At 56.3% G+C, this 19,417-nt stretch carries 18 protein-coding genes; 5 read left to right on the plus strand and 13 right to left on the minus strand.

Annotated features, from left to right (window positions below; all coding sequences use genetic code 11):
- Nucleotides 1-3: 3 nt before the first annotated feature.
- A complete protein-coding gene (locus R8G34_06660; GenBank protein MDW3222559.1) occupies nt 4-696 on the minus strand; it encodes a hypothetical protein in 693 nt (230 codons plus the stop codon).
- Nucleotides 697-967: 271 nt separating this feature from the next.
- On the opposite strand from R8G34_06660, the gene R8G34_06665 reads away from it, so the two are divergent.
- Together R8G34_06665 and R8G34_06670 are read left to right on the plus strand one after the other, a co-directional pair.
- The gene (locus tag R8G34_06665; GenBank protein ID MDW3222560.1) at nt 968-1,591 is read left to right on the plus strand and encodes a LysE family translocator; all 624 of its coding nucleotides are present in this window, start codon (nt 968-970) and stop codon (nt 1,589-1,591) included.
- 10 nt (nt 1,592-1,601) lie between these two features.
- Entirely contained in the window at nt 1,602-2,132 is a 531-nt protein-coding gene (locus R8G34_06670) for an adenine phosphoribosyltransferase (GenBank protein ID MDW3222561.1), read from the plus strand.
- 9 nt (nt 2,133-2,141) lie between these two features.
- Here R8G34_06670 and R8G34_06675 read toward each other — a convergent pair whose 3' ends face one another.
- From R8G34_06675 to coxB, 12 genes are all read right to left on the minus strand, one after another.
- Nucleotides 2,142-3,698 (minus strand): hypothetical protein, encoded by a 1,557-nt coding sequence (locus R8G34_06675; GenBank protein MDW3222562.1) that lies wholly within the window; start codon nt 3,696-3,698, stop codon nt 2,142-2,144.
- Between the two features lie 104 nt (nt 3,699-3,802).
- The gene (locus tag R8G34_06680; protein ID MDW3222563.1) at nt 3,803-5,218 is read right to left on the minus strand and encodes an FAD-binding oxidoreductase; all 1,416 of its coding nucleotides are present in this window, start codon (nt 5,216-5,218) and stop codon (nt 3,803-3,805) included.
- A 41-nt stretch (nt 5,219-5,259) separates the two neighbouring features.
- Nucleotides 5,260-6,075 (minus strand): MBL fold metallo-hydrolase, encoded by an 816-nt coding sequence (locus R8G34_06685; GenBank protein ID MDW3222564.1) that lies wholly within the window; start codon nt 6,073-6,075, stop codon nt 5,260-5,262.
- A gap of 156 nt (nt 6,076-6,231) precedes the next feature.
- A complete protein-coding gene (locus R8G34_06690; protein MDW3222565.1) occupies nt 6,232-6,816 on the minus strand; it encodes a GNAT family protein in 585 nt (194 codons plus the stop codon).
- Entirely contained in the window at nt 6,816-8,078 is a 1,263-nt protein-coding gene (locus R8G34_06695; GenBank protein ID MDW3222566.1) for a pitrilysin family protein, read from the minus strand. Before R8G34_06695 ends, R8G34_06690 begins: the two co-directional genes overlap by 1 nt.
- Entirely contained in the window at nt 8,075-9,463 is a 1,389-nt protein-coding gene (thrC, locus tag R8G34_06700; protein MDW3222567.1) for a threonine synthase, read from the minus strand. The genes R8G34_06695 and thrC overlap by 4 nt, the downstream gene beginning before the upstream one ends.
- Before the next feature lie 5 nt (nt 9,464-9,468).
- Entirely contained in the window at nt 9,469-10,149 is a 681-nt protein-coding gene (locus R8G34_06705; protein ID MDW3222568.1) for an SURF1 family protein, read from the minus strand.
- Nucleotides 10,150-10,243: 94 nt separating this feature from the next.
- Entirely contained in the window at nt 10,244-11,050 is an 807-nt protein-coding gene (locus tag R8G34_06710; GenBank protein ID MDW3222569.1) for a cytochrome c oxidase subunit 3, read from the minus strand.
- Nucleotides 11,051-11,075: 25 nt separating this feature from the next.
- Complete coding sequence (locus R8G34_06715; GenBank protein MDW3222570.1) at nt 11,076-11,660, minus strand: cytochrome c oxidase assembly protein; 585 nt, start codon at nt 11,658-11,660, stop codon at nt 11,076-11,078.
- Complete coding sequence (locus R8G34_06720; protein MDW3222571.1) at nt 11,660-11,824, minus strand: cytochrome C oxidase assembly protein; 165 nt, start codon at nt 11,822-11,824, stop codon at nt 11,660-11,662. The genes R8G34_06715 and R8G34_06720 overlap by 1 nt, the downstream gene beginning before the upstream one ends.
- A gap of 3 nt (nt 11,825-11,827) precedes the next feature.
- Nucleotides 11,828-12,766: a heme o synthase gene (gene cyoE, locus R8G34_06725; GenBank protein ID MDW3222572.1), complete on the minus strand. Its 939-nt coding sequence runs from the start codon at nt 12,764-12,766 to the stop codon at nt 11,828-11,830.
- 60 nt (nt 12,767-12,826) lie between these two features.
- Nucleotides 12,827-13,708 (minus strand): cytochrome c oxidase subunit II, encoded by an 882-nt coding sequence (coxB, locus tag R8G34_06730; GenBank protein MDW3222573.1) that lies wholly within the window; start codon nt 13,706-13,708, stop codon nt 12,827-12,829.
- Between the two features lie 178 nt (nt 13,709-13,886).
- On the opposite strand from coxB, the gene tldD reads away from it, so the two are divergent.
- The 3 genes from tldD to topA all read left to right on the plus strand — a co-directional run bounded on the left by tldD (nt 13,887) and on the right by topA (nt 19,382).
- On the plus strand, nt 13,887-15,308 hold the full coding sequence (tldD, locus tag R8G34_06735; GenBank protein ID MDW3222574.1) for a metalloprotease TldD: 1,422 nt from the start codon (nt 13,887-13,889) through the stop codon (nt 15,306-15,308).
- 103 nt (nt 15,309-15,411) lie between these two features.
- Complete coding sequence (dprA, locus tag R8G34_06740) at nt 15,412-16,572, plus strand: DNA-processing protein DprA (protein MDW3222575.1); 1,161 nt, start codon at nt 15,412-15,414, stop codon at nt 16,570-16,572.
- A 245-nt stretch (nt 16,573-16,817) separates the two neighbouring features.
- Nucleotides 16,818-19,382, plus strand: a complete 2,565-nt coding sequence (gene topA / locus R8G34_06745) for a type I DNA topoisomerase (GenBank protein ID MDW3222576.1) — start codon at nt 16,818-16,820, stop codon at nt 19,380-19,382.
- Nucleotides 19,383-19,417 lie beyond the last annotated feature (35 nt).

Raw genomic sequence — 19,417 nt, forward strand, 5'->3', positions numbered from 1 at the left:
CCGTCAGTTGATTTTGACGATGTTCCAATCCACTTTTATCCGTGTGAATGGATCAGCCTGAATGATGTCGCGTACTGTCTTGGGTTGCGGACATTCGGTGCAGGAGTTGGGGTCAATCATCAGCGGATTGGCAAACCGCACCCATTTGGAAGTACTGTCTTTCCCGTGCACCTCGTAAATCGAGTCCACGACAAAAGGCGTCAGTGACGTGTTTGCAGCCATCGCGACCACTGTCTGCAGGCAGGCCGGGTTCATTGGAGCCTGAACCGCCGGGCGATGGGTTTTCATATAGGTCCATTCGCGCTGGGGTGACTCGACTTTTGCAAGACCTGTGATTTTATCACCGACCCAACCACCGACGGAGTCCATCGTCTTGTTCACCCCGGTGCCCCAGACATTGGAAGCAGACAGTTTTGCCGCGACCGGCGCAACCTCAATGAAAGTCTGCAGGGAACAGATCTTGCTTTCCACGAAATCATTGATGTCATGATTGAAAACGTAAACATCTCCGGGCAGCGGATCACTGACGCGCGTATCGGGAATGATCTTTCGCGCGTATCCGATGTCGTCCTCATCAGCGTCCAGGACCAATGTCTCGGCAATATTGAACCCCAGAACTGCGGCAATCATGCCGGCGATGGTCCAGAACTTGAAATCGATCTTTTTGGTCTTGGCGGGTTTTTGTGCAGTTTCCATAGCGGTCACTGTGGGCAGCACAGGTTACTACCACAGTTGTAGTAACCTTGTGGACAAGCCGCATATGCCGCGACGGAGGAAACAAAAAAGGCAGCAAGTGCCAGAAGTACGATGGCGCGCATGACGAATTCTCCAATTTGAGTAAATATTTAGCAGTAAGGAAATGATTCCACATATGCGCGAATTCGTCTGTGAACCTGTTCACACTTCGGATGGGATGATGTTTTATGTTTACTTTGAAAGCTATCGACAACTTTAACAGGATCAATTCATGCCCTTTGACCTTTGGCTCACCTTTGTGGCCGCATCTATCGCGTTGCTGCTTATTCCGGGACCCACAGTATTGCTGGTCTTGAGTTATGCGCTCTCCAAAGGGCGGTCCGTTGCCGCCGCTTCCGCAGCCGGTGTCGCGGCGGGGGATCTGGTTGCAATGACCGCATCGCTTGCCGGTCTCGGTGCTTTGGTGCTCGCTTCTGCGACGCTCTTTACCGTTCTGAAGTGGGTTGGGGCGATTTATCTTGTTTGGCTTGGGATAAAACTGATCCGCTCGGCTCCTGGCAGCGGGCTGCAACCGCCCGTCACACAAATCAGCGCAAGTGGCGTTTTTCGCCATACAGCTATGGTGACCGCTCTCAATCCAAAGTCCATCGCGTTTTTCGTCGCCTTCGTGCCACAGTTCCTACAGCCCCAGGCCCCGCTGATCCCGCAATTTATGATCCTGATCGCGACCTTTGTGACCCTCGCAGCCCTGAACGCAATGGCCTATGCGCTTCTGGCGGATCGGTTGCGCCGTTTGATCGCCCGCCCCTCGATTTTGACCTGGATCACCCGAGCAGGCGGTGCCACCCTCATCAGCATGGGGGTTTTGACCGCCACCCTGCGCCGCGCCAACTGAAAGAGACGTCATGAAAACTGTTCAGGATTATATTCGTACCATCGTCGACTTTCCCCATGAGGGAATCATGTTTCGCGATGTGACAACCCTTTTTGCCGACCCACGCGGGTTTCGTATGGCCATCGACCAGATGTTGCACCCCTATGCGGGGCTGGAGATTGACAAGGTGGTCGGGCTTGAAGCGCGGGGTTTCATCCTTGGCGGCGCCATTGCACATCAGTTGTCCGTTGGCTTTGTGCCCATCCGAAAAAAAGGGAAGCTACCGGGGACAACCATTTCACAGGAGTATACCCTCGAATATGGTGAGGCCATTGTCGAGATACATGATGATGCCATCCAGCCGGGCGAAAAAATCCTTGTGGTGGATGACCTATTGGCCACCGGCGGGACCGCTGAGGCTGGCATAAAACTGATAGAGCGGCTTGGTGGCAAGATTGTTTCCACCGCCTTTATCATCGACTTGCCCGACCTCGGGGGGCGGGCCAAGCTTGAGGCTCTGGGCATGGAGGTCCACGCCCTCTGTGCTTTTGAGGGGCTTTGATACACCGCCCTAGATAACCAGCGAAACCTCCAGCGTTACCGTGCCATTACTGGCACGCCCCTTGATCGCCAGAACCTCATAGTGGTGCCCGGCATGCTCCACAACGGTGCGCACCTGCGCAACACCCGTGACGAAACTTTCACGCTCGTTCACGGTGATCTCATCGGGTGTAGCGGCGCGCGATAAGGCATCAGCGATCAGAGGGGTTGGCAAGGGCGAACCATATCCCGGCTTATCGCGCCGATTTTCAGGCAGATAGTCACCGCCCATCGGGTAATAGGGCGCTTCCGGAAACGGATTGCCCTGTGCATTCGCAATCGCCTCCTGATCCTGATGAGCCTGCTTGCCACCGACGAAAAAGCCCCCTTCTATCGCCGCTTCTGCCCGACCGCGAAAATCGAACGTACCCGAATTATCCCACCGCCGGTCCACAAAACTTCCGTTGTTCTGCTCACTGCGCGTTGCGATTTCAACCGGCCGGGCCACCTCCATTTCACTGATAACCGGGTCAACGTTCACTTGTGTGAAGGGTAAATTCGGGTTTTCCAGCTTGTTATAGCGATAGCTCGACGTGCCGCCTTTGCCTTTGGTGGCATCGCTCTCATCCGTATAGGCGCGCCTGTCATTGTCAAATGTTAGCGTCGAATTGCGATCCGTGCTCTTTTGACTGTCCGCCAACTTATAGGGATGCCCGCGCACCCGATCTGGCACCGACGGTAAATTTGCATAGGTCGCATCCTTGCGCGACATCTTGTTTTTATGCGGGGTCGCATCATAAGTCGGTTTGATATGCATGCCCAGGTTCATACCATCGCGATCCATGACCATGGAGGGATTCTTCGGATCGCCAAAGGTCACAGGCTCGGTTTCCGCACTGGGAACCTGGCTTGGAATCATGCTGGAGAAAAGCTCCAGAGAAGGTGTACCCGTCGGTCCGCTGCCAAACCACGTCTGCCCCTGTCCGGAAGGTGGCAGCATTCTGGGATCTATCTCATGGCCACCGGGGGCGTGTTCCGGAATCTGAAACGCTGAAGGCTGGTTCAGCTTGAAAAACCGCTCCGTCTGCGCGCGCTCATGTGCCGCTGCCATAAAGGCCTGTGGCACAGCGGATTCCACCGGCGGGTTGGTAAGTGCGTCCCCGTTGCGGTCTTCGATAAGGCATTGCACCAGATGATTAAAATCGGTGAACGTGAAGATCGTGTTGCGATCATCGTGCAAGACCAACAGCTTGTCGAATAATCCCTGAGGGTTGTTTTCGGCCTTTACAGCATCCTGCGCCAGGAACCAGTCCTTCACGTCGGCCGGACGTCGGAGCGGCTCCGTCCCGACAACCACCGCGCGTTGAACCGTCGTGGCCCGCGCTTGGAATTGGCCCGCAGCGGCGGGCCCGGCGACCATTTCCTGTAGACGGGTCAGCGCTCGTACCGTGCTGCTTTGTGCGGCAGCGGCCACAAGTCCGTCTAGCCCGGATCGATGTGCGGACTTACGTCCCTTGGGTTCTGGACTCGGGCGCAAGGGCGCACGTGCAGCTGTTGGAGCAAGCGGCGTCTTCATCGTGTTCCTCATCTGAGTGACATACGATCGGGCACAGTGTGCAAATGGAAAACGTCTGGTATTTATAGCATCAAACGGGAAAAATCCAAACAGGCTGAAAGCCGCCTGCGTTACCGTTACCCGCTCAGAACCGCGCCGGGGTTCATGATGCCCTGCGGGTCGAGCGCCGCTTTGATAGCGCGCATCGCTGCAAGTTTGGCCGGATCGCCATAGCGTTGCAAATCGTCCACTTTGAGACGTCCGATACCGTGCTCCGCGCTTACCGAACCGCCCAGACGATCCGCCAGATCATGCACAATGCGCTGAAGCGCTTCGCGCTTGTCCTTGTGGTTGGACGCCTCGTCGCCGCTCACCGGGAATACATTATAGTGCAGGTTGCCGTCCCCGACATGGCCAAAGCAGTTCACACGGAACGCACCGACCTGAGCAATCAATTGATGACCCACTGAAATGAACTCCGGAATGCGGCTCAATGGGACGGAAACATCGCTGGAAATGATGGCACCAATGCGTTTGTTCGCCTCTGGTATGTGTTCACGCACCGACCAGAAATCCTCAGATTGTTGTGCGCTTTGCGCGATCACGCCATCCAGCGCCAGACCCTTGCTGGCGGCGACCTCAAACACCTGTTCCAAGGCGGTTTGCGCCTCCATGCCCTGCACCAGTCCCACCTCGATCAAGACCGACCAGTCCGGCGGCCTTGTAAAAGGTTGGCGCACCTCTGGCAGGACATCGCGCAGGAAATGAAGGCCCTGACCATTGATCAGCTCAAAGCCGCTGACCAATTCGCCAAGATGATCGCGTGCCAAAGCCAGCAAAGACAAGGCCGCCTCCGGGGATGGGACCACGAATATCGCGGTTCCCGTGCTGGCGGGACGCGGGCTCAGCTTCAGCGCTGCGGCAGTGATCACGCCCAGCGTACCTTCCGAACCGATCAAAAGATGGCGCAGATCATAGCCTGTATTATCCTTGCGCAGGCGTTTGAGCCCATGCCAGATTTGCCCATCCGGCAGGACAGCCTCCAATCCCAGACACAGATCACGGGCATTCCCATAGCGTAGCACCGCAGTGCCACCCGCGTTTGTTGCAAGATTGCCGCCTATGCGGGCGGAGCCCTCCGAAGCAAGCGAAAGGGGGAACAAACGATCGACGTCCTCAGCGGCGCTTTGAATATCTGCCAGGACCGCGCCCGCCTCACAGATCAGCACGTTCTCTTCCGAATGCACGCTTCGGACTGCATTCATGCGTTCCAACGACAGGATCAGAGGCAGTGGCCCCTCAGGTGAAACCTGCCCGCCAACCAGACCTGTCCCACCTCCATAAGGAATAACCCCGACGCTGTTTCGAGATGCAAGCTGTATAACCCGCGCAACCTCGTCAGTTGACGCGGGGCGGACCAGCAGGCTGTTGCGCCCCTGCCATCGCCCGCGCGGTTCTTCCAGGTGGCGTGGTTCCGTCTCACTTACTGACCCTTCGGGCAATTGTTCATGAAGCAGGGCGGCAAAGGCGGGGTCGGCGGAATTCAAACTCATGTGCATTGATCTAACGCGCAGCGGCTTGATGCAAGTCCTGACTATGGCTCGGACAACCAGGCCGGACGCAAAACCATGATGGTCGGACGTCCCGGCAGGCGATCCAGTGAAATTTCAAGCGATGGTCCGCCCACTTCAACCACAGCAAATTCATCTGACATGCCGGATAAGAAATCATCCAGCGCAAAGAGCGAAAACCAGTGCATGGGAATCACCACAGAAGATCGCAGGCGTTTCAGCACCCGCACCATCGTCGGCAGATCAAGCGTGTAGCCTCCATCAACAGGGGCCATGACCACGTCGAGCCTCCCAAGTGCCGCATATTGCTCGGCATCCGGTTCGTGATGCAAATGCCCCAGATGGCCAATGCACAGCCCCGCCATTTCAAACACAAAGATCGAATTGCCCTTTTCCTCGATGCCCGAAAACTGCGACCGGATGTCAGTAGAGACGTTGCGGATCAGAACTTCCCCAAGATCCAACCGATGTGTGATCCCTTCGCCGAAGGGCCCCCATCCGGGCAGCACATGTTCAATCGCAGGATCAGGGTTGGCCGTCCAATGCGTGTCATGCGCATGGTTCATTGTGACAACATCCGGAATCACCGGTGCGGACCCGGTGAACCCTGTGAAATCAGTGACCATGTTCAAGCCACCATGGCTTCGGATTAGGAAACTCGCATGAGCGATATAGTGGATCCGCACCGTTTCTGAAGCGACGGGTCCAAGGCTTGCGGGGACGATATATTCAAGTCCCGGAGCCGCGTCGGCCAATGCAACGCAATGACTGGGCGTGCGCTCCTGTGCCATGGCCCCCTGTGCCATAAGCATGAATGCAACAATCAAACGGATCACCATGGCTCCACCTCCATGATCGACAAAATAGCGCAGTGGGCGAAATTCCCAGAAAAAACTGTGTGCAAGACACGCGCCTCGCCGATCTGCCTGAATTTCAGACACTGGGGGCCTGAAGGCTCTGGCGTTTTGCTGTCTGCAGGTCTTTTGGAAGTGGTCCTAACCCGCGCCGGTTTTGCCGCGTCGGTCTCCGCGCAGGGCTGCATACAGAACATGGGTGCGCCAGCGTCCGTCAATTTGCAGATAGCTTTGCGCCACCCCTTCGTATTTAAATCCAGATGTTTCCAACAACCCGCGCGATGCAGCATTTTCCGGAAGGCATGCGGCTTCGATCCGGCTGAGATCCAATTGCGTAAATGCGTGGTGAACAAGGGCGGTGATTGCCTCGCGCATATATCCTTGCCGCGCAAAGGGTTCCCCGGTCCAATAACCAAGAGTGCCAGATTGCGCAGGCCCGCGTCGAATGTTGTCCAGCGTAATGGCACCCAAAAGCGCGTTATCCTGCCGACGGATGAGAAAGAGCGGCATCGCGGTACCAGCGGACACCGATCTCTGCGCCCAATAGACGCGATTTGTGAAGGCCTTTCGGGTCAGATGATCTTTGGCCCAGCTAGGTTCCCAGGAGGTGAGGTATTCCTTGCTTTCTGCGCGCAGGGCCGTCCAGGGCCGAAAATCAGAATGAATGGGTTGGCGTAGCGTCATACGCTGCGTTTCGATCCGCAGTTTGCGTAATCCCCGCAGCATCAAGCCGCTCGACGCTCCTGCAATGCAGCCAGACTGGGGGCTGCATCAATTGGACCGTACAACGCCAAGGCCGCGGGTGACGCCGAGGCCATGCTTTGTGCAAATTCACGCACATCCCCGGTGGTCACTGCGTCAATCATCGCCACGGTTTCCTCCAAGGGCGGTACCCGATCCCAGATCTGAACCAATCGCGCCAAACGTTCCGCACGATTGGAGGGGCTTTCCAGACCCATCAACAGTCCGGCCTTCATCTGCGCGCGCGCGCGCGCCACTTCGGCGGGCGACATATCTTCAGCGGCACGTTTCATTTCATCAATGGTGATTTCCGCCAGTTGCGGCAGCTGTTCGGCGGATGTGCCCGCATAGATCGTGGTCATGCCGGTGTCTGCATAGGCCCCGGCTTGCGCAAAGATCGAATAGCACAGCCCGCGGTTTTCCCGGATCTCCTGAAACAACCGGCTCGACATCCCACCACCCAAGGCCGATGCGTAAATCTGAGCGGTGTAGATCTCATCTTCACGGTAACCCGGGCTCTCAAATGCCAAGGCGAAATGCGCCTGTTCCAATTCCTTGTTCTGGCGCTTTTCGCCGCCGAGAAACCGGGCTGCATCCACGTCAAACGCAGGCGTAGGTGTCATATCCCCAAACAGAGTCTCAGCCAGTTTGACGATCGCATCATGATCTACGGCCCCCGCCGCAGACAGGATCATCTGTTCCGGACCATAGTGCTGTTTGATGAAGCCCTGCAGGTCTTTGCGGCTGAAATTGGCCACACGTTCGGTCGGGCCCAATATGGTGCGCCCCATGGGGTGGTCCGGGTAGGCCTCTTCTTGCAGCCAGTCGAAAATCACATCATCAGGCGTGTCGAGCGCCTGACCGATCTCTTGCAAAATCACGCCGCGCTCGACCTCGATTTCAGAATTTTCCAGCGTCGGATTCAACAGAATATCCGCAATCACATCCAGCGCCAGTGGCACGTCATTTTGCAACACGCGCGCGTAATATGCCGTGACCTCACGACTGGTATAGGCGTTGATGTAGCCTCCCACATCCTCGATGCTTTCAGCGATCTGCAAAGCCGTGCGGCGTTTCGTACCTTTGAACGCCATATGTTCGAGGAAATGCGCAATGCCGTTTTGCTTGGGCGTTTCATGGCGCGCCCCGGCGGTGACCCAGACCCCGATAGAGGCCGAAGCCAGTCCGGGCATTTCTTCTGTTACGATGCGGAAGCCATTTGGCAGGCGGTGTTGATTAAGTGTCACGCAGTTCGATGCCTTTTGATATGCCCGGTGAGGGCTGCCAGATCATTTGGCACCCGGCTCACCCGTTCTGGGCGTTCATACAGGTCGCCCATGCGCGGGGGCAAGGGGGGGTGTTGTCCGCTGGCTTTTTCAACCGCGTCCGGGAATTTCGCCGGATGGGCCGTTGCCAGCGTGATCATTGGGGTCCCGGTGACGCGCATCTCCTCGGCCACTTTGACGCCAATGGCGGAATGCGGGCAGAGCAATTCACCGCTGGATTTCAAAGCAGACGCAATGGTCGCCATTGTTTCGGCTTCAGAGGCGCGCCCGGACATATAGTGCGACTGCAGCACCTGCATTGCGCCCTGACTGACGTCAAAGCCGCCTGCCTTGAGTTCGTCCATCAATTGGACAATGGCGTTGCTGTCCCGATCATAAGCGTCAAAAAGCGCGCGTTCAAAATTTGAACTGACCTGGATGTCCATCGAGGGGCTGATGGAGGGGACAGTAGTGCCTTTGTGGTACCCCTGCCCGCTCAGACATCGGTGCAGGATGTCGTTCTGGTTTGTCGCCACCACCAGCTTGTCGATCGGCAGCCCCATACGCTTGGCGATGTAACCGGCAAAGATGTCTCCAAAATTGCCGGTGGGAACGGTGAAACTTACCGGGCGGTGCGGCGCGCCTACGGCCACGGCAGCAGAGAAGTAATAGACCACCTGCGCCAGCACCCGGCCCCAGTTGATCGAATTTACGCCAGCGAGCCGCACACCATCGCGGAATTCAAAATCGTTGAACATATCCTTCAGCCGCGCCTGACAATCGTCAAAATCACCGTCCATCGCCAAGGCGTGTACATTAGGTTCAATCGGTGTGGTCATCTGGCGGCGCTGCACCTCGGAAATCCGCCCATGTGGATAGAGAATAAACACATCTACGTTCTCTAGCCCGCGAAAGGCCTCGATGGCGGCGGACCCGGTATCACCCGACGTGGCGCCCACAATAGTGACGCGTTCGCCCTTGCGGCCCAACGCGGTCTGAAACATCTGCCCGATCAACTGCATGGCGAAATCCTTGAACGCCAGCGTCGGCCCATGGAACAATTCCAGCAGGAAATGCCCCTGGTCCAGTTGCACCAGCGGCGCACGCGCAGCATGGCCAAATCCGGCGTAGGCGCGATCAATGATATCCCCAAACTCATTGTCGCTGAAAACATCCCCCACAAAGGGGCGCATCACGCGATAAGCAGTTGCCTCGTAGGTTAACCCCTCCAGGGCGGCAATATCGGCAAGTGGCATTTGCGGGATCGTTTCAGGCACGTAAAGCCCGCCGTCACGGGCAAGCCCTGTCAGCATCGCCTCTTCAAAGTTCAGAACGGGCGCGGTGCCTCGGGTGGAGATATAACGCATGGGTTTCAGCTTTTGTTGGTGCCGCTGTTACGGCGCAAAAAGATGGCTGTCATGGCAAGCCAGATGGCGGAGAGCGAAAACCAAGTGATCGCATATTGCAAGTGATCGTTCGGAATGAGGCTGGTGTCCACAGGCATTGGCGTCAAAGGACCGCCTAATTGCGGCGCATCGCGGCGTACTACTAGAACTGGATCGGTTTTCAGCGCTTCTGCCATGGCCGCGACGTCACGGGCGAACCAGATGTTGTCACCCAGATCCGGGGCCGGTGTAAAACCATCGGTTTCCTGCGGCCATTGCAGGTTTCCCACAATCGTCAGCGGTGGGCCTTCTTCGAATTTCAGCGCATCAGCGTCTGCAACCGAGACAAACCCCATGTCGATCATGATGTTTCCCTGTTCGCGCAGCATAGGGCGGATGATCCGGTAGCCTGCACCGGTTTGTTTTTTTGAGACCAACACCCGCAAGTAGCTTGCGCCCAGGACGCCCGTTACAGCGACAGGGAGATAGGCATCACGCTGCATATCAAGCGGTTGTGGCAGCGCGACAGGTTCTGCCTCAATACGCGCATCAATGTCTGTGATGACCGCTTCTTTCCACGCCAACCGCTGGACCTGCCAGATGCCAAGGCTGATCAGGATGGCCGCCCCGCCCAATCCGAATGTCAAAAGAAAGGCCAGTCGGCGCATGATGGTTCAGGGTCCTACAAGTAAAAAACGCGCCCCTGCATAAGGGCGCGCATTGTCTTTTAAGGGTCCGTTATGGATTTGCAAGCGTGTACGCTTAACCCGGAACGCCCCACATGTAGACAGCAAAGAACAGGAACAGCCAGACCACATCAACGAAGTGCCAGTACCAGGCGGCGGCCTCAAAACCCACGTGTTTTTCAGGGGTGAAATGCCCCTTCATCGCGCGGATGAGACAGACCGTTAAAAAGATCGTTCCAATGATCACATGCGCGCCGTGAAAACCCGTAGCCATGAAGAAGTTGGAGTAGAACTTGTCTCCGCCAAATTCCCAGCCTTCGTGCAACAGATGCGCGTATTCATAGGCTTGCAGGCCAGTAAAAGCGATCCCGAGGATGATGCCGATGGCAAGACCCCAGATCAGATCGCGGCGATTGTTTTCATGTACCAAGGCGTGGTGCGCCCAAGTGACAGCGCAGCCCGACAACAACAACACCAGCGTATTGATCAACGGCAGGTGTAGTGCGTCCACAGGATAGACGTAGGGCGGAATGTATTCAGAGCCGACATATTCGTTCATCGGGTAAATTGCATGCTTGAAGAACGACCAAAACCACGCGGCAAAGAACATCACTTCTGACATGATGAACAGAATAAAGCCGTAGCGCAGACCGATCCGCACCACGGGCGTGTGGTCCCCGATCTTGCTTTCGGCGACCACTTCGGACCACCACCCAAACATCACGTACAGCACGGCCACAAAGCCGGCCCAGAACATGAAGGGCGTGATACCCTGCATCCACAAGACAGCGCCAAAGAGCATGAAAAACCCGGCAAGCGCGCCCAGAAGTGGCCAGATTGAGGGGTTCAGAATATGATAATCGTGGTTCTTTTCGTGGGCCATGACGCCGTCCCTTGCCTTATGTTGGTCAGTTCAGACTTGTGTCTGAGGGTTGTTCCATGTCCTGCACGGCAGCATAGCCTTCGGGCAGGTCGATTTCGTAGAATGTATAGGAGAGTGTGATGGTATGTATATATTTTCCGTCACGATCATCGACAATTTCCGGGTCCACATAGAAGGTCACCGGCATTTGCACCCGCTCTCCGGGTTGCAGAACCTGCTCTTCAAAGCAGAAACACTGGATTTTGTTGAAAAAGCCGCCCGCCTGATACGGCGTGACATTGTAGCTTGCTGATCCCGCGATGGGTCGATTTGTCGGATTATAGGCCTCATAAAAGGCGAGGCCAGTCTCTCCGATGCGCACTTCCATCTCGCGTTCGACCGGTTTGAAGCTCCAGGCCATTTCGCTGTGGATTGATCCATCAAAGCGGATTCTTATGGTTTGATCCAGCACGTCATCCGGAGCGACATCCGACACGCCCGTAACACCGCCGAAGCCCGTTACGCGGCAAAACCAGTCGTAAAATGGCACCGAAGCCCAAGCCAACGCACCCATGAAAACCACAAGGCTCACCGTTTGAGCAACTGTTTTTGCAGGTCCGGTCATCGCCATTACTGAGTCAACTCCTCCGCCTTTGGCAGTTCGAAATCACCATCTGCGACCTTGGTAAAGGTCAACGCCATGACCAGAACAACAAAAGCCGCCAACATCAGGCCGACACCTACATTCCGCCCTTTTCGACGCGTGTGCAGTTCATGTTCGGGGCGAAAAGTCATATTCTACCAGCCTCCAAGTCCAAAGGGGCGCAGCATGGCTTCGACCAGAATCATCCCGAAATGAGCAAAAAGATACCAGAGCGACAGGCGGAAGAACTTTTTCTCGACACGGTAGTTGTCATCCAGTGCCGAAGTTTCATCGCGCCGCCATATGTCCACCGCACCTTTGAGAAAAAGACCGTTGAGGACAACAGCAACAGCAAGGTACAGCGGTCCGCCGATGGCTGTGAATGCTGTACCGACAGCCAGGATCGCCAAAAGGACCGTATAGGCGATGATATGAACGCGCGTGGTACGCCGACCATGCGTCACAGTGAGCATCGGCACATCTGCGTCGTTGTAGTCGGTTTTCATGAACAGCGCCAAGGCCCAGAAGTGCGGCGGCGTCCACATGAAGATCAGCGCAAACATCAGCCATGCCTCAACGGAGAAACTACCCGTGGCGATGACCCAACCAATCACGGGCGGAAATGCACCTGCTGCACCGCCGATCACGATATTTTGCGGCGTAGACCGCTTTAGCCACATCGAATACACGACAGCGTAGAAAAATATCGTGAAGGCCAGCAGTCCAGCTGCCAGCAAGTTTGCCGCAAGACCCAGCATCATTACAGACAGACCAGAAAGCGCCAGACCGAGCGAAAGCGCTTCTCCCGAAGGCACACGCCCGGATGGGATGGGCCGCTTGGCCGTACGCTGCATCACGCCGTCGATATCCGCGTCCCACCACATATTCAGAGCGCCAGAGGCTCCTGCCCCGATCGCAACGAACAGGATAGAGGCAAAGCCGATGATCGGATGCACTGGGGCTGGCGCTGCAAGCAGGCCGACCAAGGCTGTAAACACAACCAGAGACATAACGCGCGGCTTTAACAGGGCGAAATAGTCACCAAGCTGTGTGTCATATTCGCCGGCAGGGCTGGTGTAGCTTACATCAGTCATTCACGCGCTTTCATGTTCGGATAGGAGGTAAGGTGGCCTGAAAGCCCACCCTACGGCACTTTACTTTGACGCGATCACGCGGGTCTGCGGGATGCCCGCGTATTCTTCCTTTGCCTCAGCAAGCCAAGCGGCATAGGCCTCTTCAGACACAACTTTGACTGTGATCGGCATGTAGGTGTGGTTCAAACCGCACAATTCAGAACACTGACCGAAGTAGATACCTTCTTGTTCGGCCTTGAACCACAGTTCGGCCAGACGACCCGGTACTGCGTCTTGCTTCACACCAAAGGCTGGAATGGTCCAGGCATGGATCACGTCCCCGCCGGTTACCTGCATGACGATGGTTTTGTTCACAGGCACAACAACGGATGTGTCCGTTGCGAGCAGGAATTCCTGCTCAGAGTAACCCGCCTCTTCAAGCTGCGCGATCACTTCTGGTGTCTTCATGTTTGTGCCGCCCGTCGCTGGCGCGCCGATCATGTAGCTTGAGAACTCAAAACCGTCATCTACATATTCGTAATCCCAATACCACTGATATCCTGTCACTTTGATGGTGATGTCAGCTTCGGGAATTTCCTGCTGCTTGAACAGAATCGGCAAAGAAAACGCACCGATGAAAACAAGGATGACGATCGGAACAACCGTCCATGCAATCTCAATCGGTGTGTGGTGCGTGAAGCTCGCCGCTGTCGCATTCCGCTTGGCGTTATAGCGATAAGCCACCCATAGAATCAGTCCGGTCACGAAAAGCGTGATCGCCGTGATGATGATCAGGATCATGCCATCGAGCCATTGCAGGTCGGTCGCCAGTTCCGTCACAGCGGGCTGGAAACCCATCTTGCCATCTACCGGGCTTCCGATGATTTCAAGGTTGTCCTGAGCCTGTGCAGTAGTTGCCGCAAACCCGGCCAGAAGGCTTGAAAAAGTGAAAAAACGTTTCATGTGTCGTCCTGATCTTGGGATCATTGTTGCGCACGCGGGACGGGGAATAGAGTGCGAACTGTCCCGATCCGTTGTAATCTTTCCTCTTACAATCATATTCTGATCACGAGATAAAGAGTTGTGCTTGCGTCAATGAGACGCGATAGGCATTTTTGCCTGCCTTTTTGAGGAATATTCAATGACAGACACGCCTTTCACGCCCTTTGATGACGCGCTGGACCGCGACGTGGCGCTTGGTGTCGTGCAAGAGGCCACGCGCGGCGCCGACGACGGAGAGCTATTTCTGGAGCGGCGGCGTTCCGAGGCACTGGTATTTGACGACGGAAGGCTCAAAACCGCAAACTATGACGCGGCGCAGGGTTTTGGGTTACGCGCAGTGTGCGGCGAAGTGGCAGGGTATGCACATTCTACAGAAATTTCCGAGGCGGCCTTGCGCCGCGCATGCGAGACGGCCCGACTCGCGGTTGGGGAGGGCGGTGGTACGCTGGCCGAGGCACCAAATCATACCAATGCGAAACTCTACACGGACCAAGATCCAATCTTGAGTGCGGGTTTTCCGGTCAAGGTGGAGACACTGCGTGAGATTGACGCCTTTGCCCGTGGATTGGATGCCCGTGTGGTGCAGGTCTCCGCAACAATTGCGGCCAGCTTGCAGGAAATCGAGATACTGCGACCCGATGGGCAATCGTTGCGCGACGTGCGTCCGATGACCCGCGTCAACGTGTCAGTGATCGTCGAGGAGAATGGCCGCCGCGAATCTGGTTCGGTGGGCGGGGGGGGGCGCGTCGGCTTGGACGGTCTTCTCGAGTCGGCTGACTGGCAGGCCAAGACCCGGGAAGCGCTGCGCGTTGCTTGCGTGAACCTGAAAGCCGTTCCAGCCCCGGCTGGCGTGATGGATGTGGTGCTTGGCCCGGGTTGGCCAGGCATCTTGCTTCATGAAGCCATCGGTCATGGACTGGAGGGCGATTTCAATCGCAAGGGCTCTTCTGCCTTCGCAGGCCTTATGGGACAACGGATCGCCAGCAAAGGCGTAACCGTTCTGGATGACGGGACGATCCCCGATCGACGCGGGTCGCTGACCATTGATGATGAAGGCACGCCTTCTGGTAAGAACGTCCTGATCGAGGACGGAATTCTTGTGGGCTACATGCAGGATCGTCAGAACGCGCGGCTGATGGGGGTCGCGCCAACCGGCAATGGCCGCCGCGAAAGCTATGCGCATATGCCGATGCCACGCATGACCAATACCTACATGCTCGGCGGGTCCTCTGATCCGCAGGATATCGTCGCGGATTTGAAGGACGGCATTTATGCTGTGGGCTTTGGCGGTGGACAGGTGGACATCACCAACGGGAAGTTCGTCTTCAGTTGCACAGAAGCGTACCGCGTCGAAAACGGAAAAGTGGGTGCCCCGGTCAAAGGGGCAACATTGATTGGCGATGGGGCAACGGCACTCCAAAAGATCAGAGGCATTGGCAACGACATGGCGCTTGATCCCGGTATGGGCAACTGCGGCAAAGCAGGGCAATGGGTGCCGGTCGGGGTCGGACAACCGACGCTTATGATCGGGGGATTGACCGTTGGGGGCTCGGCATCCTGATAGAAATCATTCCCCATAAATAGCGAGCTTATCTTATGGGTTTTATTCATGCGTTGTTAACCAAGTCGGCTTAAACCTGATTCTGCAACGGACGGAGCCCAGGATGACTGACAAGGACCACAATCCTTCTTCCACTCACCCCCCACTCCCACCCACCTCGGAAGATGAACAGTTCTCCCGGCTCCGTCTGTTGCGATCTCGCCGGGTTGGTGTAACGACGTACAAACGACTGCTGACTGAACACGGCACTGCGCAGAACGCGCTGGCCGCGCTACCTGAGGTAGCGCGTGCCGCCGGCGTTGAAAAATACGAAATATGTCCGGAGGCCGTCGTGCAGGCCGAATTGAACGCTGCCCGTGCCGCCGGCGCGCAGTTGATCATGCACGAAACCCCCGCCTATCCGGAGATATTAGCCCAACTTGTGGATGCACCGCCATTTTTGTGGGTCATTGGGGATCCACAACTGTTGGGACGCCCGATGATTTCACTGGTTGGGGCCCGCAACGCGTCCTCTCTGGGAACACGCATGAGTAAATCGCTCGCCCGAGATCTGGGCAGCGAGGGTTACGTCGTCGTTTCAGGTCTTGCACGCGGTGTGGATACTGCGGCCCACCTTGCCGCACTTCCTTTTGGAACTGTTGCTGTACAGGCGGGCGGCGTGGATGTGATCTATCCTACGGAAAATACGCAACTGGCTCTGGACATTGCACAGAGCGGGCTGCGGATTTCGGAACAGCCTATGGGACTGCAGCCCATGGCGCGTCATTTTCCAACCCGCAACCGCATCATTTCCGGCCTGAGCCAGGCCACAATTGTTGTCGAAGCTGCGGCCAAGTCCGGCAGCTTGATCACGGCGCGCGATGCGCTCGATCAGGGGCGTGATGTTTTGGCCGTGCCGGGCAATCCCTTCGATGCCCGTGCGGCCGGATGCAATCAATTGATCCGCGAAGGTGCGATACTCATCCGTTCCGTCTCTGATGTAATCGAAGCGCTAACGCCTCTACACGGACAGACCGCGAAAATACCGCGGCCTGCGGCGGTCCGGGAACAACCCCAGCAGCCTACAAAGACAAAGAGAGCTTTGAAGGACGTTGCGACACTGCATCGTAAGATACTGTCACGCCTCAGCCCTTCACCGATTGCCGAAGATCAATTGATCCGTGATCTTGCTGTCACCGCGGCAGTTGCGGCGCCCGTTCTGCTTGATTTGGAAATGGACGGTCAGATCACGCGCAGATCCGGCGGGCTTTTGACGCGTGTGTAAGGACAGACCATACACCGAATCTCCGTCAAAATTAAAAAAACTTCTGTTTCTGATTCCCCCATGCTTCTTCCCATTTGCGGGCCAATCAAACCGGTCACGCTAGGATCCACCGGCTTCTGCGACAAATTCCCAACCTCTTGGGTTTTAGGGTCCTAAAATCGCGGGCGCATTGACAAATCCACTTGAACACCACATCTGCCAAAGCCATAGACGCAAAGAAATTCTACCCAGAGGTGCCGTAGTACATGCCAGTTGTCGTCGTTGAATCGCCCGCCAAAGCCAAGACAATCAACGCCTATTTAGGGAATGATTACACAGTACTGGCTTCTTACGGGCATGTGCGCGATTTACCCCCGAAGGATGGCTCCGTCGATACCGAGCAGGATTTCGACATGCTTTGGGAGGTCGCCAGTGATAGCAAAAAACACGTCAAGGCGATCGCAGATGCGCTGAAAGAGGACAATGCGCTGATCCTTGCCACTGACCCTGACCGAGAGGGCGAGGCAATCAGCTGGCATCTGCAAGAAGCGCTGACCAAGCGCAAATCCATCAAGAAAGACACGCCGGTAAGCCGTGTGGTTTTCAACGCCATTACCAAATCTGCCGTAACCGAAGCGATGAAAAACCCGCGTCAAGTCGATATGCCATTGGTGGAGGCCTATCTCGCACGCCGCGCGCTGGACTATCTGGTAGGATTTAATCTCTCGCCGGTGCTCTGGCGCAAGCTTCCCGGTGCCAAGTCTGCCGGTCGGGTCCAATCGGTTACCCTGCGTCTCATTGTTGAACGCGAAATGGAGATAGAAGCCTTTCGCAATCGCGAATACTGGTCCGTCAAGGCACTTTTAGCGACGCCACGCGGTCAGGAATTCGAAGCAAGGCTCACGGTTTTGGCGGGCAAGAAACTCGACAGGTTTGATATCGAAAACCAGACCCAGGCAGAGATGGCTGTTCAGGCAATCTCATCTCGCGCGCTAACGGTGCAATCAGTTGAGGCCAAGCCGGCCAACCGCAACCCTTCCGCTCCCTTTATGACCTCCACCCTGCAACAGGAGGCCAGCCGCAAATTCGGTATGGGCGCGCGGCAAGCGATGAGTACGGCCCAGCGGCTGTATGAAGCGGGCTATATTACCTACATGCGAACGGACGGAATCGACATGGCACCCGAGGCTGTTCAGGCCGCACGCAGCGCCATCGAAACGCTATACGGCAAGGAATATGTGCCGAGCAACCCGCGTATGTACAAAAACAAAGCCAAGAACGCTCAAGAAGCGCATGAGTGTATTAGACCGACCGAAATGCTGACCAAAGCGGAGGACCTGAAGACATCGGACGCGGATCAGCGTAAACTCTACGATCTGATCTGGAAGCGGACGCTGGCCTGCCAGATGGAGGCTGCCAGACTGGAACGCACTACCGTTGATGTCGGCAGCGCTGATTCTCAGGTCGTCCTGCGCGCTACGGGCCAGGTCGTGATGTTTGATGGGTTCTTGCGGGTGTATGAGGAAGGCCGCGACGACGTCGTCGATGAGGATGATAAGCGCCTGCCACAAATCGAACAGGGGGATGCGATGGACAAACGTGCCGTCAACCCCGAGCAGCATTTCACGCAGCCGCCACCTCGCTACACTGAAGCTACGTTGGTGAAAAAGATGGAGGAACTGGGCATTGGGCGCCCCTCCACCTATGCCTCCATCGTGACGACGATTCAGGATCGCGAATATGTGCGCAAAGACAAAAACCGACTGATCCCGGAAGATAAAGGGCGCTTGGTAACGGCTTTCCTTGAGAATTACTTTCGCAAATATGTAGGGTATGGATTTACTGCTGACCTCGAAGGCCAGTTGGATGATGTCAGCGCCGGAGATGCGGATTACAAGGAAGTCTTACGCCGGTTTTGGCGTGACTTTTCGGCAGCCGTCGCAGAAACCGCTGATCTGCGCATCACCGAAGTACTTGAAAAGATTAATGAAGTCCTGGAACCACACCTGTTTCCGCCAAATGAAGACGGAACCGACCCCCGGTTATGCCCAAATTGCGGCGCCGGCCGGTTGTCTATGCGCACGGCGCGCTCTGGTGGGGCTTTCATCGGTTGTTCAAATTACCCCGAGTGCCGCTACACCCGCGCTTTTGGTCCGCCCGGTGAGGAAGATGACAGCGGTATTCCGCCGGAAGGCAAGGTCCTTGGCGAAGACGCCGAAGACAAGATCTATGCTTTCAAGGGCCGGTTCGGTCCCTATGTGCAACGTGGTGAAGTAACGGAAGAGAACAAAAAACCGCCGCGACAATCGATTCCGAAGGATTGGCCACCAGAGGACGTGGATTTACCACAAGCACTGAAATTGCTTTCCTTGCCGCGCGAAATCGGGCCACATCCTGAGGACGGCGTTATGGTCTGGTCTAATATCGGTCGCTACGGTCCTTACCTGAAGCACGCGGCCAGCACCTCTGAGCGCGGCGGAACAAATGCCAACCTCGAAAGCATCGATGAGGTGTTCACCGTGGGCATGAACCGCGCAGTCCAATTGTTGGCGGAGAAAGTCGCCAGTCGCGGTGGACGAGGCGCGGCCGCTAAAACCCTGCGAGAGGTTGGTGAACACCCGGATCAAGGCGGGTTGGTGAGCATCATGGAAGGCAAGTACGGGCCTTACGTGAAATGGGATAAGGTCAATGCGACGCTGCCCAAAGGCACCGAACCCGAGGATGTCACGCTGGAAGCTGCGGTCCTATTGATAGAAGAAAAGGCTGCCAAAAAAGGCAAAGGCCGCCGGAAAGCGCCAGCAAAAAAGAAGGCCGCCGCCAAAAAAGCCTGACTTCAACTGATTTCTGCGGAATGACGTCGAAAAGT

It is taken from the genome of Paracoccaceae bacterium (genome assembly GCA_033344815.1).
In the GTDB taxonomy this organism is placed as follows: Bacteria; Pseudomonadota; Alphaproteobacteria; order Rhodobacterales; family Rhodobacteraceae; genus Roseobacter.